The following is a 21517-nucleotide window of genomic DNA, read 5'->3' on the forward strand; positions in this document are numbered from 1 at the left end:
GTCGCCTCCCAGCGGTGCGGAGCTACGGACGCAGGCCGTGCTCCCGCGTCACGTCCTCGTCGACCGCCCTGTCGAGGCGGGCGTCGAAGCGGGCGAGCGGCTGCGCCGCCTGCACGGCCGGGGCGGGGACGCCGGCCCAGGCCAGGATGCGGGCGGTGGCGTGCTCGCGCTCGGCCTCGGCGAGACCGGCGACGTTCGCGCCGTGGTTGGCACCCGGCGCGGTGAACACGTAGCTGTCGCGCGCGCCCTTGCCGAGGCGGAACGGCTCGGCGCTCCACGGGTCGTTCTGGCCGTTGACGAAGAGCATCCGGTTCGCGTTCTTGCGGACCCAGTCGTCGATGTCCCGCATGACCCACGGCTGGAACTTCATCGGGATCTCGCGCGGCACGAAGCTGCTGGCCGGCTGGTAGCCGTAGCGGCTCAGGCCCTCCAGGTGCGGCTGCTTGATGGTGGGCGAGCCGAGCTGGGTGGCCGCCTGGTAGTAGTACGGCGTGTAGTACTCCAGGCCCTGGTCGGCGTAGGAGGACCAGCCGGCGTAGGCGTCGATCGTCTCGTAGACGGTGTCGTCGCTCGCGGTCGCCGCGTCCGGGATCTGGTCGCAGACGCTCTCGCCGTAGTACTGCCAGAAGCCCCAGACGAAGTCGAGGACGACGGCCTCGTACGCCTTGTCGAGCGAGCCGACCGTGTTGAAGGTGGCGCCCTCCGTCTCGGCCCAGGCCTTGTACTTCTTCTGCAGCGCGTCACGGCGGACGAGGGCCTCGCGCTGCATGCTGTTCAGGCGGTCGCGGCACTCCTTGGTGCCGACGTTCTCGAAGAACCGGTCGTAGGCCGAGTCCTCCTTGTTGACCACGTCGTTCGGGGCGACATAGGCGACGACGCCGTCCATGTCCCTGGGGTAGAAGCGCTCGTAGTAGGTGGCGGTCATGCCGCCCTTGGAGCCGCCGGTCGAGAGCCAGTTCTGGCCGTAGATCTTCTTCAGGGCCGTGAAGATCCGGTGCTGGTCGCTGGCGGCCTGCCAGATGTCGAGCTTCGACCAGTCGGCGGGCTGCGGGCGGGACGGCGTGAAGAAGCGGTACTCCATGGAGACCTGGTTGCCGTCGACGATCCGGGTCGGCTCGGCCCGGCTCGGGGTGGTGCTCAGCCCGTAGCCGCTGGTGCGGAAGACGGTGGGGCGGCTCGTGTCCTTGTGGAGGACCGAGAGCCGCTGCTTGAACGTGCCCGCCCACGGGCGGTGGTGGTCGACCGGCTGGACGTACTCCAGGACGAAGAAGCGGTAGCCGGCGTACGGCTTCTCCTCGATCAGGCTCATCCCGGGGATCGCCAGGATGCGGTCCTTGATGTCCGTGCTCTGCGAGTCGACGACGGCCGTTCCGCCGGTCTCCGCGTCCGCGGCGGTGGCCACGCCGGTGGAGCCCACGGTGCCTATGAGCACCGAAAGCGACAGCGCCCATCTCAGCGACTTGCGCATTCACCCTCCCCTTGGTTCACAACGGTGTCGCGAACCTAGCGGGGACAACGTGTGGACCGCCAGACCCAGTTGGTCCTTACCCGTGGACTTTCCCCCACATCAGCACAGGATCCACCCGGTCGATGTGCCCCGGGCGCCCACCCGGCCGGAGGCGCGGACGCAGCGGTTGAGGGCGTGGACGGTGACGGGGCCCGTCTGCCGGTCGAACCGGCCGGACTTGACGGCGGGCCGCCCGCCGCGCGCCTGGAGCGAGACGCTCATGGACCGCCGGGGGCCGTTCCCCTTGCCGACGGTGACGGCGCAGACGTAGTGCCGGCTCCGGTAGAGCCGCAGCTCGCCGGTGGCGAAGGGCACCGTCACGGTGGGCCGCCCGCGGCAGAGGGACGCCGCCTCGGCCGTCCCGGTGCCGGGCCCCGCGCCGCCGGCACCCGGCCACGGGAGGACGAGCAGCGCGAGGGCGGTGAGGAGCGGTACGAGAAGGCGGCTGAGGGTACGGGGGCCGCGCCCCGCGGTCCTGTCCGTGGCCATGCGTTCCCCTCCCGGGCGAGACGTCGTACGGCCGTACGACGCACGAGGCACCGGAATGGTTGCCTCCGCACCCGGGGCGCGGACCGGCGGGACGCCGGATCCGGGACGAGATCACCGGGGCGCCGGGCCGCGGCCGCCCGTCCGGCCGCCGCGCCCCGGGCCCCGCCCGGTCAGACGCGTTCGCCCGCCGTGAGGTCCCGGTCCCCGTCCTCCTCGTCCGTCCCCTCGCCGATGAACGTCCGCCACAGCGTCGCGTACGTCCCGCCCCGCGCCAGCAGCTCGTCGTGGGTGCCGTCCTCCGCGACCCGGCCGTGGTCCATGACGACCACCCGGTCGGCGCGGGCCGCCGTGGTGAGGCGGTGGGCGACGACCAGGGTCGTGCGGCGCCCGGCGAGCCGCTCGGTGGCCTGGTTGACCTGGGCCTCGGTCGCCAGGTCCAGGGCCGCCGTGGCCTCGTCGAGGAGCAGCACGTCCGGGTCGACCAGCTCGGCGCGGGCCAGGGCGATCAGCTGCCGCTGGCCGGCGGAGAGGTTCCGGCCGCGCTCGGCGACCTCGTGGAGGTAGCCGCCGTCGAGCGTGGCGATCATGTCGTGGGCGCCGACCGCGCGGGCCGCCGCCTCGACCTCGGCGTCGCTCGCCTCCGGACGGCCGTACGCGATGGCGTCCCGGACCGTCCCGGCGAAGAGGTACGCCTCCTGGGGGACGACGCCGAGCCGGTGCCGGTAGGCGGTGAGGTCCAGCTCCCGCAGGTCGGTGCCGTCGGCGGTGACCCGGCCGGCCGTCGGGTCGTAGAACCGCGCGACCAGCTTGACCAGGGTGGACTTGCCCGCGCCCGTCTCGCCCACGAAGGCGACGGTCTGCCCGGCCGGGATGCGCAGGTCGATGCCGGTGAGCGCCTCCTCCTCGGAGCCGTACGCGAAGGACACGTCCTCGAAGGCGATCTCGCCGCGCAGCTTCTCGACCGGCCGCGGGGAGGCGGCGGGCGCCGTCGACGTCGGCTCGCGCAGCAGCTCCTGCATGCGGCGCAGCGAGACGGAGGCCTGCTGGTAGCCGTCGAAGACCTGGGAGAGCTGCTGCACCGGGGCGAAGAACAGGTCGATGTAGAGGAGGTAGGCGACGAGGGCGCCGGTGGTGAGGGTGCCCGCCTCGATCCGGTTCGCGCCGACGACCATGACGGCGGCGGCCGCCGCCGAGGACAGCAGGGTGACGAACGGGAAGTAGATCGAGATCAGCCACTGGCCGTGCACGCGGGCCTCGCGGTAGCCGTCGCTGCGCTCGGTGAACCGCTCGACGACCGAGCGCTCGCGGCGGAAGGCCTGGACGATCCGCAGGCCGGTGACGGACTCCTGGAGGTCGGCGTTGACGGCGCTGATCCGATCGCGCGCCAGCTCGTACGCCCGGACGCTGGAGCGGCGGAAGAAGTACGTGGCGACGGCGAGGACCGGCAGGGTCGCGAAGACGACCAGGGCGAGCTGGAGGTCGAGCACGAGCAGCGCGACCATGATCCCGAAGAAGGTCACGACGGAGACGAACGCGGTGACAAGGCCGGTCTGGAGGAAGGTGGACAGTGCGTCCACGTCCGTGGTCATCCGGGTCATGATCCGGCCGGTGAGCTCGCGCTCGTAGTAGTCGAGGCCGAGCCGCTGGAGCTGGGCGAAGATCTTCAGGCGCAGCGAGTAGAGCACCCGCTCGCCGGTGCGGCCGGTCATCCGGGTCTCGGCGGTCTGGGCGACCCACTGCACCAGCACCGTGCCGAGGGCGAGCAGGGACGCGGCCCAGACGGCGCCGAGGGCGAGCCGGTTCACGCCCTCGTCGATGCCGTGCCGGATCAGCACGGGCAGCAGCAGGCCCGCGCCCGCGTCGAGGGCGACGAGGCCCAGGCTGATGAGGAGCGGCAGGCCGAAGCCGCGCAGCAGCCTGCGCAGCCCGTAGCCGTCCTCGGGGGCGACCGCCCGCGTCTCGTCGACGTCCGGGGTGTCGGTGGCGGGCGGCAGGGCCGCGACGGCGGCGCGCAGCTCGGGCGTGGCGCCCGGCGCCGGACTGTCGTCGGTGGTCTCGTCCCGCACCCAGAGCGCCGGGGTGATGCCCCGCTCGGCGTCGAACTCGGCGTCCAGCTCGTCGCGGAGGGTGTGGTCCTCCGTCTCCTCGACCCGCGCTGGGGCGACGTGACCGGGCGAGACGGCGCCCAGCTCGTCGGGGTCGGTGAGGAGGCGGCGGTAGAGCGCGGACCGCTCCTGGAGTTCCTCGTGGGTGCCGATGTCGGAGACCCGGCCGTGCTCCAGGACGGCGATGCGGTCGGCGAGGCCGAGGGTGGAGCGGCGGTGGGCGATCAGCAGGGTGGTGCGGCCCGCCATGACCGACTTCAGGGCCTCGTGGATCTCGTGCTCGACGCGGGCGTCGACGGCCGAGGTGGCGTCGTCGAGGAGGAGGAGCCGCGGGTCGGCGAGGATCGCGCGGGCGAGGGCGAGGCGCTGGCGCTGGCCGCCGGAGAGGGTGAGGCCGTGCTCGCCGACCTTGGTGTCGTACCCCTCGGGCAGGTCGGCGATGAAGCCGTCGGCCTGGGCGGCGCGGGCCGCGGTCTCGATCTGCTCCTGGGTGGCGTCCGGCAGGCCGTACGCGATGTTGGCGCGGACCGTGTCGGAGAAGAGGAAGGAGTCCTCGGGGACCAGGCCGACGGCGGCGCGCAGCGAGTCGAGGGTGAGCTCGCGGACGTCGTGGCCGCCGACGAGGACGGCGCCGCGGTCGACGTCGTAGAAGCGGGGGAGGAGGAGCGAGACGGTCGACTTGCCGGAGCCGGAGGCGCCGACGAGCGCGACGGTCTCGCCGGGGCGGATCTCCAGGGAGAAGCCGTCGAGGACGGGACCGGCGCTGCCGCCGCCGGCTCCTTCGTACGCGAAGGTGACGTCGTCGAACTCGACGGTGGCGGGCGCGTCGGCCGGCAGTTCCTTGGTGCCGTCCTGGATGACCGGCTCGGTGTCGATGAGCTCGACGACCCGCTCGACGCCCGCGCGGGCCTGCTGGCCGACGGTGAGGACAACGGCGAGCATCCGGACCGGGCCGACGAGGGAGGCGAGGTAGGCGGAGAAGGCGACGAAGGTGCCGAGGGTGATCTGGCCCTTGTAGGCGAGCCAGCCGCCGAGCGCGAGGACGGCGACCTGGCCGAGGGCGGGGACGGCCTGGAGGGCGGGGGTGTAGCGCGCGTTGAGGCGGATGGTGCGGAGCCGGGCGGCGAAGAGCCTGCGGCCGGCCGCGCGGATCTTGCCGGTCTCCTGCGCCTCCTGGCCGAAGCCCTTCACGACGCGGACGCCGGTGACGGCGCCGTCGACGACCCCGGCGACGGCCCCGGCCTCCTGCTGCGCCGACCAGGTCGCCGGGTGGAGGCGGGTGCGGCTGCGCTGGGCGATGAACCAGAGCGCCGGGGCGACGGCGAGGGCGACGAGGGTGAGGGGAATCGACAGCCAGGCCATGACGACGAGGCTGATGAGGAAGAGCAGGAAGTTCCCGATGGTCATCGGGAGCATGAACAGGAGGCCCTGGATCAGCTGGAGGTCACTGGTGGCCCGTCCGACGACCTGCCCGGTGGACAGCTGGTCCTGCCGCCGCCCGTCGAGCCGGGTGATCGTGCCGTACATGTCGGTACGGAGGTCGTGCTGGATGTCGAGGGCGAGGCGTCCTCCGTAGTAGCGGCGGACGTAGGTGAGGGCGTAGACGACGACGGCCGCGCCGATGAGCAGCCCGGTCCAGACGGCGAGGGAGCGGGTCCTCGTCCCGATCACGTCGTCGATGATCACCTTGGTGATGAGCGGGACGAGGGCGAGCACCGCCATGCCGGCGAGCGAGGAGCCCAGCGCGAGCAGGGTGTTCGCCTTGTACCGCCACGCGTACTCCGTCAGCCTCCGGGCCCAGCCGCGCTGCCGGTCCCCCGCCTGTTTCTGCCCCACCGCCGCCACGTGGCGCCTCCCGTCCGCTCCTGGTCTACCGGAAGGCGCAACGCCGCCGACGTGCCGTTTCATCCCGCCGTAACGAAACCGGCGGAAGATCGGGCGCTGGTCCTGGGACCCGCGGGGCCCGGCGGAACCTCAGTGGTTCACAGGTGGGTCGGTTCGAACATGCGCAGGAGGGCGGGGAGGACCACCACCGACGGGCCGGGGGTGGCGAGCGCCTTCGCGAGGTCGGCCGCCAGCGTCCGGGGGGTCGTACGGGACGCGGGGACGCCGAAGGACTCGGCGAGGGCAACGAAGTCCGGGCGGGCCAGCTCCGTGCCGGTGGCCTCGCCGAACGCGTCCGTCATGTAGGTGCGCAGGATGCCGTAGCCGCCGTCGTCGACGATCAGCCAGGTCACGTCGAGGTCGTACTGCCTCGCCGTGGCCAGCTCCGCGATCGAGTACATGGCGCCGCCGTCGCCGGAGACCGCGAGCACCGGGTGGCCCGGGTCGGCGGCGGCCGCGCCGAGGGCGGCGGGGAAGGCGTAGCCGAGGCCGCCGGCGCCCTGGGCGGAGTGCATGGTGTTGGGGTGCCGGGCGTCGAAGGCGGACCAGGCCCAGTAGGCCAGGATCGTCATGTCCCAGAAGCTCGGCGACCGGTCGGGGAGCGCCTCCCGCACCGCGGCGACGACCCGCTGTTCCAGGCCGAGGTCCTGGGCGGCGAGCCGGTCGCGGACCTGGGTGAGGACCGCGCGGACCCGCTCCGGCGCGGTGGCGTCGGGGCGCTCGGGGACGGTCTCCAGGAGGGCTTGGAGGGCGATGCGGGCGTCGGCGTGGATGCCGAGCGCCGGGTGGTTGGCCTCCAGCTTGCCCGCGTCGGCCTCGATCTGGATGACCCGGCCGCGGGGCGCGAAGGTGTGGTAGTTCGAGGACAGCTCGCCGAGGCCGGAGCCGACGACGAGGAGGACGTCGGCGTCCTCCAGGAAGGCGGTGGTGTGCCGGTCCTCCATCCAGGACTGGAGGGAGAGCGGGTGCTCCCAGGGGAAGGCGCCCTTGCCGCCGAAGGTGGTGACGACGGGGGCGTTGACGCGCTCGGCGAGGGCGCGGAGCTTCCCGGAGGCGTCGGAGCGGACGACTCCGCCGCCCGCGACGATCGCGGGCCGGGCGGCCTTCGCGAGGAGGTCGGCGGCGACGGCGGTCAGCTCGGGCCGCGGGACGACGTCCTCGGGGGTGGCGTCCAGCGCCGTCACGACGGGCAGGTGGGTCGCGGCGAGGAGGACGTCCTGCGGGATCTCGACCCAGACGGGCCCGTGCGGGGCGGTGAGGGCGGACTCCCAGGCGGCGGCGATCGCGGACGGGATCTGGGACTGCGTACGGACGGTGTGGACAGACTTCACCAAGTCCCGGAAGGAGGCCTGCTGGTCGCGCAGCTCGTGCAGGTAGCCGTGGCGGCCGCCGCCGAGCCCGGCGACGGGGATCTGGCTGGCGATCGCGAGGACGGGCGCGGAGGCGGCGGCGGCCTCCTGGAGCGCGGCGAGCGACATGAGGGCGCCGGGTCCTGTGGAGAGCAGCAGCGGGGCGGCCTCGCCGGTGATCCGGCCGTACGCGTCGGCGGCGAAGCCCGCGTTGTTCTCGACGCGCAGGCCGACGTACCGGAGGGAGGAGCGGCGCAGGGCGTCGAACATGCCGAGGGCGTGCTGCCCGGGGAGGCCGAAGACGGTGGTGGCGCCGAGGCCGGCGAGGGTCTCGACGACGAGGTCGCCGCCGTGACGCCCGGCGGGCGGGTGGAGCGCGGCCTCCGTCTGGGCGGCGGTGGGGCGCAGGACCAGGTCGTGGTCGTGGGTCATGGGGTCCCTCGGGGCTGGCGTGGTCGGTCGGGCGGGCCGGGACGGCCGCGCCCGGCGCTCACCAGTGTCGCGCGGGGAGGGGCGTGCCCCGCCCCGCGCGTCCTTCGGGCACCGCCGGCTACTGCGCCGTGCGGCTCGCCGCGATCTGGCGGGACATGATCGTGGTCAGCTCGTACGCGGTGTGCGAGGCGGCGACGGCGGTGATCTCGGCGTGGTCGTAGGCCGGGGCGACCTCGACGACGTCGGCGCCGACGAGGTTGCAGGAGGCGAGGCCGCGCAGGATCTCCAGGAGCTCGCGGGAGGTCATGCCGCCCGCCTCCGGGGTGCCGGTGCCGGGGGCGTGGGCCGGGTCGAGGCAGTCGATGTCGATGGAGATGTACAGCGGGCGGTCGCCGATGCGCTGGCGGAGCTGGTCGGCGACCTCGTCGGCGCCGCGGCGGTAGACGTCCGCCGAGGTGACGATGCCGAAGCCCATCTTCTCGTCGTCGGTGAGGTCCTGCTTGCCGTAGAGCGGGCCGCGGATGCCGACGTGCGACAGGGCGGAGGTGTCGAGGATGCCCTCCTCGACAGCCCGGCGGAACGGGGTGCCGTGGGTGTACTCGGCGCCGAAGTAGGTGTCCCAGGTGTCGAGGTGGGCGTCGAAGTGGAGCAGGGCGACGGGGCCGTGCTTCTTCGCGACCGACCGCAGCAGCGGCAGGGCGACGGTGTGGTCGCCGCCGAGGGTCATCATGCGGGCGCCGGTGGCGAGGAGGTCGTCGGCGGCGGCCTCGATGGTCTCGACGGCCTCGTTGATGTTGAACGGGTTGGCGGCGATGTCACCGGCGTCCGCGACCTGGGCGAGGGCGAACGGGGAGGCGTCCTGCGCCGGGTTGTAGGGGCGCAGGAGGCGGGAGGCCTCGCGGATGGCGTTGCCGCCGAAGCGGGCGCCGGGGCGGTAGGAGACGCCGCTGTCGAAGGGGATGCCGACCACGGCGACGTCGGCGGTGCCGACCTCGTCGAGCCGCGGCAGCCGGGCGAACGTCGCGGGACCGGCGTACCGCGGGATGCGGGACGAGTCGATCGGGCCGCGCGGGGTGCTCTGGTCGCTGCTGCTCATGGTCGGTCCTCCGGGGAAGGCGAGGGGGATGGTTCTCCGGCACGACGGTAGGCGCCGGGAAGACGGCGCAGAAGTGTGCGTTTCCTCCACTGTACGAGCCGTTGGTGTACGAAGGGTCCATGACGACGAGCCCCGCGCACCCCGCTGCCACTCCCCCGGCCCCGCCGGTGCCGCTCGCCGCGCTGCTCGCCCGCCGGGACCTGGGCCTGCGGCTGCTCGCCGGACCCGGGGACGCCTCGCTCCACTGGGTGCACACCTCGGAGATGGCCGACCCGTACCCGTACCTGCTCGGCGGTGAGCTGCTCCTGACCGCGGGCGTGCAGCTGTCGGACCCGGCGCGGTACGTGACGCGGGTGGTGGAGGCGGGCGCCGCGGCGCTCGGGTTCGGGGTCGCGCCCGTGTACGACACGGTGCCGTCGGCGCTCGTCGAGGCGTGCGCCCGGCACGGCCTGCCGCTGATCGAGGTGCCGCCGGAGACGCCGTTCACCGCGGTGGCGCGGGCGCTGTGGCGGCTGATGGCCGAGGCCCGGCTGCAGGAGCTGCGCCGGGTGACGGAGGCGCAGCAGTCCCTGGCGACGGCGGCGGCCCGGCCGGCCCCGGTCCCGGCGGTGCTGGGCGCGCTGGCGTCCCGGCTGGGCGGCCGGGCGGTGCTGTTCGGCTCGGACGGCACGGAGTCGGCGGCGGCCGGGCGGGAGGTCCCGGCGGAGACGGCGCGGGCGCTGCGGGAGCTGGCGGGGGTCGTGGGGCCGCGCCCCGGTGGTCCGGCCTCGGCGAGCGGTGAGGACGGGGGCCTGCGCCTGGCGGCGTACGCCCTCGGGGGCGGAGACGGGCTGACCCTGGGGGTGGCGACGGACCGGCGGAACCCCGGCGACCACACGATCGCGGGCGTCGCGGTGGTCCTGCTCTCCCTCCTGACGGCCCCGCACCGGGGTGCGGACGCGGCGGCGCGGGAGGGGGCCCTGGTGCGGCTGCTCCTGGGCGCCTCCCCTGCGGAGACGGCCGCCGCGCTCTCCCCGGGCCCGTGGACGGTGGTGCACGCGCGGGGCGGCGACGGCACCCCGTTCGCGGCGGCCGGCCTGGCGGCGGCGCTGGGCACGGACCTGGTGGAGGCGGGCCCCACCGTACGGCTCCTGCTGCCGCCGGGCGCGGCGGCGAGCGTCCAGCCGGGCTGGACCCTCGGGGTGAGCGCGGCCGCCGCCCCCGGCGCCGCCGCCCCCGACGCCCTCCTGGCGGCGGACGCCCAGGCCGCGCGGGCGCTGCGCCGCGCGGAGGCGACCCGGAGCCCTCTGGTGCGGCACCGGGCGGACGGCCTCGCCGGTCTGGTGGATCCCGACGAGGCCGCCGCCCACGCGCGCGTGCTGCTCGCTCCCCTCAGCGAGCCGCAGGCGGAGACGCTGCGCACCTGGCTGTCCCTGCACGGCAGCTGGGACCGCACGGCCGCCGCGCTCGGCGTCCACCGCAACACGGTCCGGCAGCGGATCGCCCGCTGCGCGGTGCTCCTCGACCGCGACCTGGACGACGCGGACGCGCGGATGGAGCTGTGGTTCGCCCTCAGGTGAGGACGGGGCGGGTCAGTACAGCTTGTTCACGGCCGTCTTCGTCGTGGTGCGGAAGGCGGTCAGCGGGGCGTCCGCGAGGTCGCCCATCTGGCCCCAGCGGACGAAGGTGACGGTGCGGCCGTCGCGGCCGACGGAGAAGAGGTGGACGTCGGAGTTGCCGATCTGCGGGTCGGCGGTGTCGAGGCTGTAGACCCAGGCGCCCTCCTCCACGGCGAGCTTGCCGTGGTACGCGCCGACTGCCTCCAGGCCCGGGTTCTGCTGCTCCAGCTGGGAGGCGCAGCCGGCGAGGGACGTGCGGAGGGTGTTGACCAGCTTCACGGCGTCGGCCTCGGTGCGGGCGACGTTGGTGATCTGGACGCCGTTGGTGTCGAGCTCGGTGCTGAACTCGCGGTAGCGGGAGTTCTGCGCCGGGATCTTGTACGTGGCGCAGAGGGCGCCGCCGTTCTCCGGGACGCCGGCGAAGACCTGGGTGGCGGTCCACGGCGTGGACGACGGCGGCATCTGGGAGGCGGCGAGGAAGGCGGGCTGGGCGGCGGCCTGCGCCGGGGCCGTGGCGAGGGCCGCGAGGCCCAGGGCGGCAGCGGCGGCGGTGGCGAGTGCGGTGCGGAACGAGCGCATGGTGGTGGATCCCCCGTCGGGTGGTTCGGTCAGTGCTCCACCAGCCTCGGGCCCGGCGCCCGCCGCCCGCAACGGTGACGCGCCCCTCGCCCGTCCCGGAACCATTCCACCCCCGCTGACGTGCAAGGACGTGAGGGCTGGGACGCAGGGGCGAGGGGGATGGAATGCCGAAGGACGCCGCCGTCGAGGAGTTCGCGGGGCTGGTGCGCGCGCTGAAGGCGCGGGACGGGCGGAGTTTCGAGGCGCTGGGGCGGCGCCTGAGCGTCAGCGCGTCCACGCTGCACCGCTACTGCTCGGGCGCGACCGTCCCGGAGGAGTTCGCCGTGGTCGACCGGCTGGCCCTGCTGTGCGGGGCCGGGGAGGAGGAGCGGCGCGTCCTGGAGGCCGCGTGGACCCGCGCGGACCGCACCCGTCGCCCTCCGGTCCCGAAGCCCGCCGCTGTCCCGCGGCCGGCGCCCCAGCCGGAGCAGGAGTCCAAGCCGGAGCAGGAGTCGAAGCCGGAGCCCGCCGCGGCGCCGAAGCCGGAGCCCGCGCCCGGCCCCGGGCCCGACGCCGGGCCGGGCGCCGAGTCGGGCGCCGAGACCGAGCTGGAGCCCGTGCGCACGCGCGTGCCGGGCCTCCCGTCCGCGCGACGGCGCCGCCGGTGGGCGTGGCCGGTCCTGGTCGGCGGGGCGCTGGCGGTCGTGGGGGCGATGACCCTCGGAGCCGTACTCCTGCCCGGAAAGGCGCGGGAGCGGGCGGTGGAGGTGCCGCCCGCGCCGCTGACGTGGACGGCCGCGTCGCACCTCTGGCAGGACGGGTGCGGGCACACCTACCTCGCGGAGCGGACGCCGCCGCCCCCGCCGGAGTCGGCCGAGGCGCAGCGCTGGGCGGCCGCGCAGGGGGCGGTGCACGGCGGGGAGACGCAGGTGCGGGTGTCGGTGCAGGGGAAGGGCGCCGCGGCGGTGGTGCTCCAGGCGCTGCACGTGCGCGTGGTCCAGCGGGACGCGCCGCTGCCGTGGACGGCGTACCGGACGGACGGGGGGTGCGGCGGGGCGGTGACGCCGCGCCGCTTCGAGGTGGACCTCGACCGGCCGCGGCCGGTCGCGCGGGCGCTGGACGGGTACGACGCCTCCGGTGCGGAGGGCCGGACGCTGCCCGCGGTCTCCTTCCCGTACGCGGTCAGCCTCACCGAGCCGGAGGAGCTGCTGGTGACGGCGGCGACGGCGGGGTGCGACTGCCGCTGGTACCTGGAGCTGGAGTGGAGCTCGGAGGGGCGCCGGGGCACGGTCCGGATCGGGGACGAGGACGGGAAGCCCTTCCGGACGAGCGGGGTGAAGGGGCGGCCCGTGTACGGGTACGACCCGGTGAAGCGTGCCTGGATCACAGGGGAGGAGTCTGGACAGGGTGGGTGACTGCTGGGTAACTTCGGAGACGACACGCTGAGCAAGCGCTTAGGCAAGTGGGCCCGCACACCGGAGGAGTCGTACCGTGCGCCGTACCGTATTCAACGAGGACCACGAGGCGTTCCGGGAGACCATCCGCGCCTTCATCGAGGCCGAGGTCGTTCCCGTCTACGACGAGTGGTTCGCGGCCGGGCAGGCGCCGCGGGACTTCTACCACAAGCTCGGTGAGCTGGGGATCTTCGGCATCAACGTGCCCGAGGAGTTCGGCGGGGCCGGGCTCGACACCCACAAGTTCGAGGCCGTCCTCTACGAGGAGACCGCCCGCGCCGGCGTCCAGTTCGGCGGCTCCGGCGTGCACGTGCTGCTCGCGCTGCCGTACATCAAGATGCTGGCCTCCGCGGACCAGAAGAAGCGCTACCTGCCGAAGTTCGTCACCGGCGAGGAGATGTGGGCCCTCGCGATGACCGAGCCGGGCACCGGCTCCGACGTCGCGGGCATGAAGACCACCGCCAAGCTCTCCGAGGACGGCACTCACTACGTCCTCAACGGCGCCAAGACCTTCATCACCGGTGGCGTCCACGCCGACCGCGTCATCGTCTGCGCCCGGACCTCCGCCCCGAGCGCCGAGGACCGCCGCTTCGGCATCTCCCTCTTCGCCGTCGACACCACGTCCGAGGGCTACTCCATCGGCCGCAAGCTGGACAAGCTGGGCCTGCGCACCTCCGACACCGCCGAGCTGGCGTTCGTCGACGTGAAGGTGCCCGTCGAGGACCTGCTCGGCGAGGAGGGCAAGGGCTTCTCCTACCTCGGCCACAACCTCGCCTCCGAGCGCTGGGGCATCGCCTTCGGCGCGTACGCGCAGGCCAAGGCCGCGGTCCGGTTCGCGCAGCAGTACGTGACCGACCGCACCGTCTTCGGCAAGCCGGTCGCCCACTTCCAGAACACCAAGTTCGAGCTGGCCGCCTGCCAGGCCGAGGTGGACGCGGCCGAGGCCGTCGCCGACCGCGCCCTGGAGGCCCTGGACGCGGGCGAGCTGACCCCGGCCGAGGCCGCGAGCGCCAAGCTGTTCTGCACCGAGGTCGCCCACCGCGTGATCGACCGCTGCCTCCAGCTGCACGGCGGCTACGGCTACATGAACGAGTACCCGATCGCCCGTCTGTACGCCGACAACCGCGTCAACCGCATCTACGGCGGCACCAGCGAGATCATGAAGTCGATCATCGCCAAGTCGATGGGCCTGTAAGTGCCCGAAGCGCTCGACGACCTGCTCGATCTGCTCGACCTGGAGCGGATCGAGCGGGACATCTTCCGCGGCCGGTCCCGCTCCGCCGTCGTCCCCCGCGTCTTCGGCGGCCAGGTGGCCGCCCAGGCGCTGGTCGCGGCGGGGCGGACCGTCCCCGGGGACCGTCTCGCCCACTCCCTGCACGCGTACTTCCTGCGCGCCGGAGACCCGGGCGCGCCGATCGTCTACAACGTCGACCGCATCCGCGACGGCCGCTCCTTCACCACCCGCCGGGTCGTCGCCGTCCAGCACGGGCAGCCGGTCTTCCACCTCTCCGCCTCCTTCCAGGCGTACGAGGAAGGGCTCGACCACCAGGCGGACATGCCGGCCGCGCCGGACCCGGAGACGCTGCCGACCGCCGAGGAGACGCTGCCGCGGCACCTGCCCGAGCACGTGGCCCGGCGGCTGATCGAGGCGCGGGCCGCGGTCGACCTGCGGTACGTCGAGACCCCGCCGTGGGGCACCGTCGGGGAGCCGCGCGAGCCGCGCTCGCAGGTGTGGTTCCGCACGCGCGGCAAGCTCGCCGACGCCCCGCTGCTCCACGTCGTGCTCGCCACCTACGTCTCCGACATGACGCTCCTCGACTCCGTGCTGCTCGCCCACGGGCGCGGCGGCTGGGCCGTCGGGGACGTCGTCGGGGCCTCCCTGGACCACGCCATGTGGTTCCACCGGCCCTTCCGCGCCGACGAGTGGCTCCTGTACGACCAGGAGTCGCCCTCCTCGTCGGCGGGGCGCGGACTCGGCCAGGCCCGGATCTGGACCCGGGACGGGAAGCTCGCGATCTCCGTCATCCAGGAGGGTGTCGTTCGCGTCCCGCGTTGACGACCGGACATACCGTCCCGTCATGGCGAGCAACGGACAGAACGGTGAGAGCACCTTCACCGTGATCGTGGCGGCGGCGGCGAACCTCGGGATCGCCGCCGCCAAGGCCGTCGCGGGCGTCGTCAGCGGGTCGAGCGCGATGCTCTCGGAGGCCGCCCACTCGGTGGCCGACACCGTCACCGAGGTCATGCTGCTCACCGCGCTCAAGCGGAGCGAGAAGCCCGCCGACGAGGACCACCCGGTCGGGTACGCGGGCGAGCGGTACGTGTGGGCGATGCTCGCCGCCGTCGCCACCTTCGTCGGCGGCGCCGTCTTCTCCGTCTACGACGGCGTCCACACCCTCACCCACGGCGAGGAGCTCGGCGACCCGCTCCTCTCGTACGTCGTGCTCGGCGTCGCCTTCGTCCTGGAGGGCTTCTCCCTGCGCACCGGCGTCCGGCAGGTCAGGGCGGAGGCCGAGCGGAGGCGGGCCTCCTTCGCCGCGTACCTGCGACTCACCCCCGACACCACCGTCAAGGCGGTCGTCCTGGAGGACTCCGCCGCTCTCGTCGGCCTGCTGCTCGCCGCCGGCGGCCTGCTCGGCGGGCAGCTCACCGGCTCCGGCGTCTGGGACGGCGTCGCCTCGATCCTGATCGGCACGCTCCTCGTGTACGTCGCCTGGGTGCTCGGCCGCTCCAACGCCGAGCTGCTCGTCGGGCGGCCGGTGCCCCGGCCGGTGCGGGACGGCATCCGCGAGGAGATCCTCTCCGTCCCGCACGTCGTCGGCGTCCTCGACCTGGTCACCCTCATCCAGGGCCCCGGCGAGGTCCTCGTCGCCGCGAAGGTCGACTTCCGGGACGTGGCCTCGGCGGCGCAGGTCGAGTGGGCCTGCGAGGACGCCGAACAGCAGCTGCGCGAGCGCTTCCCCGCGATCCGCCGTGTCTACCTCGATCCGACCCCCGGGGTCGCCCCGCGGCCGTGAGGTCAGACCAGGAGGCCCGCGGCGTGCAGCACGTACGCCGTCAGCGGCTCGTAGTAACGGGGGTCGACCACGTGGTCGTCGAGCGGGACCGTGACCCGCATCGTGCCCTCGGCCTCCGCGAGGAACAGCGCCGGGTCGTTGCAGTCCGCGTAGCCGACGGAGTCCAGGCCCCGCTGCGCCGCCCGGCCCGCCCAGCCGTGGTCGGCGACCACCAGGTCGGGGGCGGGCTCGCCGAGCCGCTCCAGGCCGTCCAGGATCGCGTTCATCGGCTCCGGGGAGTGGGTGTGCCAGAGGCTGGCACCCCGCTCGAAGACGGCGACGTCGGCGAACTGCACGACGTACCCCTCGTCGGCGACGAGACCGCCCGGGATGCGGACGACGTCGCAGCCCTGGGCGCGCAGCGCGGCGGCGACCCGGCTGTGCGCGTCGATGAGCGAGCCGGGGTGGCCGGTCGCGAAGAGCACCCTCTCGCGGGCGGCAGCGGCCTGCTTCAGCCGCTCCGCCATGCGGTCGAGCGCGTCCACCGTCAGCTCGGGGTCGATGGTGTCCTGGCCGGTCCGGTGCGCCGGGTCGTCGACGACGCCGCAGCGCTCCGCCATCACCGCGAGCACGTCCTGCTCGTCGGTCCACCGGTCCCCGAGCTCCAGGCCGAGCCAGTAGTGGCGGTCGCCGTTGGCGAGGCGGCGGTAGTGGGCGAGGTTGTTGTCGCGGGGGGTGGCGACGTCGCCCGCGATGCGGGTGCGGACGAGGTGCTCGACGAGGGCTTCGCGGCTGAGTATCGGCATGACCGTCATTCTGCCGCCCCCGCCCCTCCCCCGGGCCCGTACCCGGCCGCCGGGCGGGCGGACGGGGGCCTCCCGGTCAGCCGGAGAGGGCGGCGAAGGCGCCGTGGGCGAGGTTGCGCAGGAGCCGTTCGAGGTCGGCGCGGGCCAGGGCCGCCAGGTGCGGGGTGGAGTTCAGGAGGCCGAACACGGCGTGGACCGCCGTCCGGGCCTCGTCCTCGGACGGGGCCGGGTACAGCTCCCGTACGACCTCCACCCACAGCTCGACGTACCGCCGCTGGAGCTGCCGCACGCGCTTGCGGTCCTCCTCCCGCAGCCGGTCCAGCTCCCGGTCGTGGAGGGTGATGAGCGGCCGGTCGTCCAGCGCGAAGTCGATGTGGCCGTCGATGAGGGAGGCGAGGACGGCCTCGGCGTCGCCGTGGGACGCCGACGCCCGCAGCCGCCCGCCGTCGAGGAGCCGCTCGCTGATGCCGATGAGCAGCTCGGCGAGCATCGCGTCCTTGCCGGGGAAGTGCCGGTAGAGGCCGGGGCCGCTGATGCCGACGGCGGCGCCTATCTCGTCGACGCCGACGCCGTGGAACCCGCGCTCGGCGAAGAGGCGCGCGGCCTCCTTGAGGATCTGCTCGCGCCGGGTCGGCGCGTCCGTCCGGGTCGGGCTCGTGGTCATGGATTCGATTCTAGACAACCCGGTTAGCGGTCGTTAACCTGAACGCCGTACGTTAACGCTCATTAACCGAGCAAGGGAGCTCGATCGATGCAGCAGGCACCTGTGCTGACGAGCGCGGCGGATCCCGCGTCGGAGGCCTGGCAGGCCAACGAGGCGGCCCATCTGGAGCTGGCCGGGACCCTGCGCGCCAAGCTCGCCGCGGCGGCGCTCGGCGGCGGCGAGAAGTCGCGCGCCCGCCACACCGCGCGGGGGAAGCTGCTGCCGCGCGACCGGGTGGACACCCTCCTCGACCCGGGTTCGCCCTTCCTGGAGCTGGCCCCCCTCGCGGCCAACGGCATGTACGACGACCAGGCCCCGGCGGCGGGCGTCATCGCGGGCATCGGCCGGGTCTCCGGCCGGGAGTGCGTGATCGTCGCCAACGACGCGACCGTCAAGGGCGGCACGTACTACCCGATGACCGTCAAGAAGCACCTCCGGGCCCAGGAGGTGGCGCTGGAGAATCGTCTCCCCTGCCTCTACCTGGTGGACTCCGGCGGCGCCTTCCTGCCGATGCAGGACGAGGTCTTCCCGGACCGCGAGCACTTCGGCCGGATCTTCTACAACCAGGCCCGGATGTCCGGCGCCGGCATCCCGCAGATCGCGGCCGTCCTCGGCTCCTGCACCGCCGGCGGCGCGTACGTCCCCGCGATGAGCGACGAGGCCGTGATCGTACGGAACCAGGGGACGATCTTCCTGGGCGGTCCGCCGCTCGTGAAGGCGGCGACCGGCGAGGTGGTCACCGCCGAGGAGCTGGGCGGCGGCGAGGTCCACTCCCGCACCTCCGGCGTCACCGACCACCTCGCGGAGGACGACGCCCACGCGCTGCGCATCGTCCGGAACATCGTGGCGACCCTGCCCGAGCGCGGCCCGCTGCCCTGGTCGGTCGAGCCGGCCGAGGAGCCGAAGGTCGACCCGGCGGGGCTGTACGGCGCGGTGCCGGTCGACTCCCGCACCCCGTACGACGTGCGCGAGGTCATCGCCCGCGTGGTGGACGGCTCCCGCTTCCAGGAGTTCAAGGCCGAGTACGGGCAGACGCTGGTCACCGGCTTCGCCCGGATCCACGGCCACCCGGTCGGGATCGTCGCCAACAACGGCATCCTGTTCGCCGAGTCGGCGCAGAAGGGCGCGCACTTCATCGAGCTGTGCGACCAGCGCGGCATCCCGCTGGTGTTCCTCCAGAACATCACCGGCTTCATGGTCGGCAAGGCGTACGAGCACGGCGGCATCGCCAAGCACGGCGCCAAGATGGTGACGGCGGTGGCCACCACCCGCGTCCCCAAGCTGACGGTGGTCGTCGGCGGTTCGTACGGCGCGGGCAACTACTCCATGTGCGGCCGGGCGTACTCCCCCCGCTTCCTGTGGATGTGGCCCAACGCCAAGATCTCGGTCATGGGCGGCGAGCAGGCCGCCTCCGTCCTCGCCACCGTCAAGCGCGACCAGCTCGGCGACGCGTGGAGCGCGGAGGAGGAAGAGGCCTTCAAGGCGCCGATCCGCGAGCAGTACGACAGCCAGGGCAACGCCTACTACGCGACCGCCCGGCTCTGGGACGACGGCGTCATCGACCCGCTGGAGACCCGGCAGGTCCTCGGCCTCGCCCTGACCGCCTGTGCCAACGCGCCCCTGGGTGACCCCCAGTTCGGCGTCTTCCGGATGTGAGGACCCAGAGGATGCAGCACATGTTCGACACCGTCCTGGTGGCCAACCGGGGCGAGATCGCCGTCCGCGTCATCCGCACCCTGCGGGCGCTCGGCGTCCGCTCGGTGGCCGTGTACAGCGACGCCGACGCCGACGCCCGGCACGTACGGGAGGCGGACACGGCGGTACGGATCGGTCCGCCGCCGGCCACCGAGTCCTACCTCTCCGTCCCCGCCCTGCTCGACGCCGCCCGCCGCACCGGCGCGCAGGCCGTCCACCCCGGCTACGGCTTCCTCGCGGAGAACGCCGGGTTCGCGCAGGCCTGCGCCGACGCGGGCCTCGTCTTCATCGGCCCGTCCGCCGAGGCGATCGCCCTCATGGGCGACAAGATCCGCGCCAAGGAGACCGTGAAGGCCGCGGGCGTCCCCGTGGTCCCCGGCGCCGCCGACCCCGAACTCGCGGACGCGGCCCGCGCGCTGGGCGCTCCCGTGCTGCTCAAGCCGAGCGCGGGCGGCGGCGGCAAGGGCATGCGGCTGGTGCGGGACCTCGCCGTCCTGGACGAGGAGATCGCGGCGGCGCGGCGCGAGGCGCGGGCCTCGTTCGGCGACGACACGCTGCTCGTGGAGCGGTGGATCGACCGGCCCCGGCACATCGAGATCCAGGTCCTCGCCGACGCCCACGGGAACGTGGTGCACCTCGGCGAGCGCGAGTGCTCGCTCCAGCGCCGCCACCAGAAGATCATCGAGGAGGCCCCGAGCGTCCTCCTCGACGCGGAGACCCGCGCGGCGATGGGCGCGGCGGCGGTGGAGGCGGCCCGGTCCTGCGGCTATGTGGGCGCGGGCACGGTCGAGTTCATCGTGCCGGGCGGCGACCCGTCCCAGTACTACTTCATGGAGATGAACACCCGCCTCCAGGTCGAGCACCCGGTGACCGAGCTGATCACCGGCCTCGACCTGGTGGAGTGGCAGCTGCGGGTGGCGGCGGGCGAGCCGCTCGACTTCGCGCAGGACGAGGTGCGGCTCGACGGCTGGGCGATCGAGGCCCGGATCTGCGCGGAGGACCCCTCGCGCGGCTTCCTGCCGTCCGGCGGCACGGTCCTCGCGCTGGACGAGCCGCAGGGGAACGGCGTCCGCACGGACTCGGGCCTGACGGAGGGCGCGGAGGTCTCGTCCCTCTACGACCCGATGCTGTCGAAGGTCATCGTCCACGCCAAGGACCGCCCCACGGCCCTGCGCAGGCTGCGCGCCGCGCTCGCGGAGACGGTGACGCTCGGCGTCCCCACCAACGCGGGCTTCCTGCGCCGCCTGCTCGCCCACCCCGACGTCGTCTCCGGCGACCTGGACACCGGCCTGGTGGAGCGTGACGCGGAGTCGCTGATCCCGCGGGGCGTGCCGGACGAGGTGTACGCGGCGGCCGCGGCGGTACGGCACGCGGAGCTGGCCCCGGTGGAGCGGGACGGCTGGACGGACCCGTTCTCGGTGCCGAGCGGCTGGCGCCTCGGCGGTGCCCCGCGCCCGCTCGCCTTCCCGTTCCGCGTGCCGGGCCTCGACCCCGTCACTCACGGGGTGCCCGCGGGCGCGCGGGTGACGGACCGGACGGTGACCGTCACCGTCGACGGCGTCACCCACCACTTCCGGCGCGCCGGGGCCTGGCTGGGCCGGGACGGCGACGCCTGGCACGTGCAGGACCACGACCCCGTGGCCGCGGCCCTGTCCGGTGCCCGGCACGGCGGGGCCGACACGCTCGCCGCGCCGATGCCCGGCACCGTCACCGTCGTGAAGGTGGCCGTCGGGGACGAGGTGGAGGCCGGGCAGAGCCTGCTCGTCGTGGAGGCGATGAAGATGGAGCACGTCATCTCCGCCCCGCACGCCGGCACCGTCACCGAACTGGACGTCACGCCCGGCACGGCCGTCGCCATGGACCAGGTCCTGGCGGTCGTGGCGCCCCGCGACGAGGAGGGAACGGCATGAGCGGCGGTCTGCCGATGACCGTGGCCGACCCGGCGCTCCCGGCGCGGGTCCGGATCCACGAGGTGGGGCCCCGGGACGGGCTGCAGAACGAGAAGACGGCCGTCCCGACCGAGGTGAAGGCGGAGTTCGTCCGGCGGCTCGCCGCCGCCGGGCTCGGGACCGTCGAGGCGACCAGCTTCGTCCACCCGAAGTGGGTCCCCCAGCTCGCCGACGCCGAGGCGCTGTTCCCGCAGGTCCGGGACCTGCCCGTCCGGCTGCCGGTGCTGGTGCCGAACGAGCGGGGGCTCGACCGGGCCCTCGATCTGGGGGCCCGTGAGGTCGCCGTCTTCGCCTCCGCCACCGAGTCCTTCGCCCGGGCGAACCTCAACCGGACGGTCGACGAGGCGCTCGCCATGTTCCGGCCGGTCGTCACCCGGGCCATAGAGGCGGGGCTGCGGGTCCGCGGCTACCTGTCGATGTGCTTCGGCGACCCCTGGGAGGGCGCCGTCCCGATCGAGCAGGTCGTCCGGGTCACGAAGGCGCTCGCCGACATGGGCTGCGACGAGCTGAGCCTCGGCGACACCATCGGCGTCGCCACCCCGGGCCACGTGGGGGCGCTGCTGACCGCGCTGAACGCGGCCGGGGTGCCCACCTCCCGTATCGCCGTGCACTTCCACGACACCTACGGGCAGGCCCTGTCCAACACCCTGGCCGCGCTGCGGCACGGGGTGACCACGGTCGACGCCTCCGCGGGCGGCCTCGGCGGCTGCCCGTACGCGAAGAGCGCGACCGGCAACCTCGCCACCGAGGACCTCGTGTGGATGCTCGACGGCCTCGGCATCGAGACCGGGGTCGACCTGGCCGCCCTCACCGCCACGAGCGGGTGGATGGCCGACCAACTGGGCCGCCCGAGCCCGTCCCGTACCGTCCGCGCGCTCTCCCACAAGGAGTCCTGA

Annotated in this window: 16 protein-coding genes; 8 read left to right on the top strand and 8 right to left on the bottom strand. The window is 74.1% G+C overall.

Translation table 11 applies throughout. The features are described 5' to 3' along the window. Positions 1–22 precede the first annotated feature (22 nt). The 5 genes from ACWDVG_RS17205 to speB form a co-directional block, all read right to left on the bottom strand. Positions 23–1468, bottom strand: a complete 1446-nt coding sequence (locus ACWDVG_RS17205; protein ID WP_451700037.1) for an aminopeptidase — start codon at positions 1466–1468, stop codon at positions 23–25. 99 nt (positions 1469–1567) lie between these two features. After that, positions 1568–1996 carry a hypothetical protein gene (locus ACWDVG_RS17210; RefSeq protein WP_451700039.1) on the bottom strand — a complete coding sequence of 143 codons (429 nt, stop codon included), beginning with the start codon at positions 1994–1996 and terminating at the stop codon, positions 1568–1570. A 170-nt stretch (positions 1997–2166) separates the two neighbouring features. Next, positions 2167–5946: an ABC transporter ATP-binding protein gene (locus tag ACWDVG_RS17215; protein ID WP_451700040.1), complete on the bottom strand. Its 3780-nt coding sequence runs from the start codon at positions 5944–5946 to the stop codon at positions 2167–2169. A 137-nt stretch (positions 5947–6083) separates the two neighbouring features. Then, positions 6084–7766, bottom strand: coding sequence for a thiamine pyrophosphate-binding protein (locus ACWDVG_RS17220; RefSeq protein ID WP_451700041.1), 1683 nt, complete (start codon positions 7764–7766; stop codon positions 6084–6086). Between the two features lie 118 nt (positions 7767–7884). After that, on the bottom strand, positions 7885–8862 hold the full coding sequence (gene speB, locus ACWDVG_RS17225) for an agmatinase (protein WP_451700042.1): 978 nt from the start codon (positions 8860–8862) through the stop codon (positions 7885–7887). A gap of 119 nt (positions 8863–8981) precedes the next feature. Between speB and ACWDVG_RS17230 the strand changes: the two genes are divergently transcribed. Next, the gene (locus ACWDVG_RS17230) at positions 8982–10421 is read left to right on the top strand and encodes a PucR family transcriptional regulator ligand-binding domain-containing protein (RefSeq protein ID WP_451700043.1); all 1440 of its coding nucleotides are present in this window, start codon (positions 8982–8984) and stop codon (positions 10419–10421) included. Between the two features lie 12 nt (positions 10422–10433). Here ACWDVG_RS17230 and ACWDVG_RS17235 read toward each other — a convergent pair whose 3' ends face one another. Beyond that, positions 10434–11039 carry a hypothetical protein gene (locus ACWDVG_RS17235; RefSeq protein WP_451700044.1) on the bottom strand — a complete coding sequence of 202 codons (606 nt, stop codon included), beginning with the start codon at positions 11037–11039 and terminating at the stop codon, positions 10434–10436. Positions 11040–11203: 164 nt separating this feature from the next. Between ACWDVG_RS17235 and ACWDVG_RS17240 the strand changes: the two genes are divergently transcribed. From ACWDVG_RS17240 to ACWDVG_RS17255, 4 genes are all read left to right on the top strand, one after another. Further along, on the top strand, positions 11204–12433 hold the full coding sequence (locus ACWDVG_RS17240) for a helix-turn-helix domain-containing protein (protein ID WP_451700045.1): 1230 nt from the start codon (positions 11204–11206) through the stop codon (positions 12431–12433). Between the two features lie 76 nt (positions 12434–12509). Continuing rightward, the gene (locus tag ACWDVG_RS17245; protein ID WP_451700046.1) at positions 12510–13667 is read left to right on the top strand and encodes an acyl-CoA dehydrogenase family protein; all 1158 of its coding nucleotides are present in this window, start codon (positions 12510–12512) and stop codon (positions 13665–13667) included. Continuing rightward, positions 13668–14528: an acyl-CoA thioesterase gene (locus ACWDVG_RS17250; protein ID WP_451700047.1), complete on the top strand. Its 861-nt coding sequence runs from the start codon at positions 13668–13670 to the stop codon at positions 14526–14528. 22 nt (positions 14529–14550) lie between these two features. Continuing rightward, entirely contained in the window at positions 14551–15489 is a 939-nt protein-coding gene (locus ACWDVG_RS17255) for a cation diffusion facilitator family transporter (RefSeq protein WP_451700048.1), read from the top strand. A gap of 2 nt (positions 15490–15491) precedes the next feature. Here the strand turns inward: ACWDVG_RS17255 and ACWDVG_RS17260 are convergent, their stop codons facing one another. Together ACWDVG_RS17260 and ACWDVG_RS17265 are read right to left on the bottom strand one after the other, a co-directional pair. Next, complete coding sequence (locus tag ACWDVG_RS17260; RefSeq protein WP_451700049.1) at positions 15492–16274, bottom strand: phosphatase; 783 nt, start codon at positions 16272–16274, stop codon at positions 15492–15494. A 76-nt stretch (positions 16275–16350) separates the two neighbouring features. Further along, a complete protein-coding gene (locus ACWDVG_RS17265; protein WP_451700050.1) occupies positions 16351–16938 on the bottom strand; it encodes an SACE_7040 family transcriptional regulator in 588 nt (195 codons plus the stop codon). 87 nt (positions 16939–17025) lie between these two features. Here ACWDVG_RS17265 and ACWDVG_RS17270 point away from each other — a divergent pair, with 87 nt between their 5' ends. From ACWDVG_RS17270 to ACWDVG_RS17280, 3 genes are read left to right on the top strand one after another with little or no spacing between them, the layout of a single operon-like run. Beyond that, complete coding sequence (locus tag ACWDVG_RS17270; protein ID WP_451700051.1) at positions 17026–18633, top strand: carboxyl transferase domain-containing protein; 1608 nt, start codon at positions 17026–17028, stop codon at positions 18631–18633. An 11-nt stretch (positions 18634–18644) separates the two neighbouring features. Then, the gene (locus tag ACWDVG_RS17275) at positions 18645–20582 is read left to right on the top strand and encodes an acetyl/propionyl/methylcrotonyl-CoA carboxylase subunit alpha (protein WP_451700052.1); all 1938 of its coding nucleotides are present in this window, start codon (positions 18645–18647) and stop codon (positions 20580–20582) included. Beyond that, entirely contained in the window at positions 20579–21517 is a 939-nt protein-coding gene (locus ACWDVG_RS17280; protein WP_451700053.1) for a hydroxymethylglutaryl-CoA lyase, read from the top strand. The genes ACWDVG_RS17275 and ACWDVG_RS17280 overlap by 4 nt, the downstream gene beginning before the upstream one ends.

It is taken from the genome of Streptomyces sp. NPDC003327 (genome assembly GCF_053589515.1).

Bases quoted from the DNA above. Each gene is read 5' to 3' on its own strand.
- ACWDVG_RS17205 (WP_451700037.1), bottom strand. From the start codon at position 1,468: ATGCGCAAGTCGCTGAGATGGGCGCTGTCGCTTTCGGTGCTCATAGGC.
- ACWDVG_RS17210 (WP_451700039.1), bottom strand. From the start codon at position 1,996: ATGGCCACGGACAGGACCGCGGGGCGCGGCCCCCGTACCCTCAGCCGC.
- ACWDVG_RS17220 (WP_451700041.1), bottom strand. From the start codon at position 7,766: ATGACCCACGACCACGACCTGGTCCTGCGCCCCACCGCCGCCCAGACG.
- speB (WP_451700042.1), bottom strand. From the start codon at position 8,862: ATGAGCAGCAGCGACCAGAGCACCCCGCGCGGCCCGATCGACTCGTCC.
- ACWDVG_RS17230 (WP_451700043.1), top strand. From the start codon at position 8,982: ATGACGACGAGCCCCGCGCACCCCGCTGCCACTCCCCCGGCCCCGCCG.
- ACWDVG_RS17235 (WP_451700044.1), bottom strand. From the start codon at position 11,039: ATGCGCTCGTTCCGCACCGCACTCGCCACCGCCGCCGCTGCCGCCCTG.
- ACWDVG_RS17240 (WP_451700045.1), top strand. From the start codon at position 11,204: ATGCCGAAGGACGCCGCCGTCGAGGAGTTCGCGGGGCTGGTGCGCGCG.
- ACWDVG_RS17255 (WP_451700048.1), top strand. From the start codon at position 14,551: ATGGCGAGCAACGGACAGAACGGTGAGAGCACCTTCACCGTGATCGTG.
- ACWDVG_RS17260 (WP_451700049.1), bottom strand. From the start codon at position 16,274: ATGCCGATACTCAGCCGCGAAGCCCTCGTCGAGCACCTCGTCCGCACC.
- ACWDVG_RS17265 (WP_451700050.1), bottom strand. From the start codon at position 16,938: ATGACCACGAGCCCGACCCGGACGGACGCGCCGACCCGGCGCGAGCAG.
- ACWDVG_RS17270 (WP_451700051.1), top strand. From the start codon at position 17,026: ATGCAGCAGGCACCTGTGCTGACGAGCGCGGCGGATCCCGCGTCGGAG.
- ACWDVG_RS17275 (WP_451700052.1), top strand. From the start codon at position 18,645: ATGCAGCACATGTTCGACACCGTCCTGGTGGCCAACCGGGGCGAGATC.
- ACWDVG_RS17280 (WP_451700053.1), top strand. From the start codon at position 20,579: ATGAGCGGCGGTCTGCCGATGACCGTGGCCGACCCGGCGCTCCCGGCG.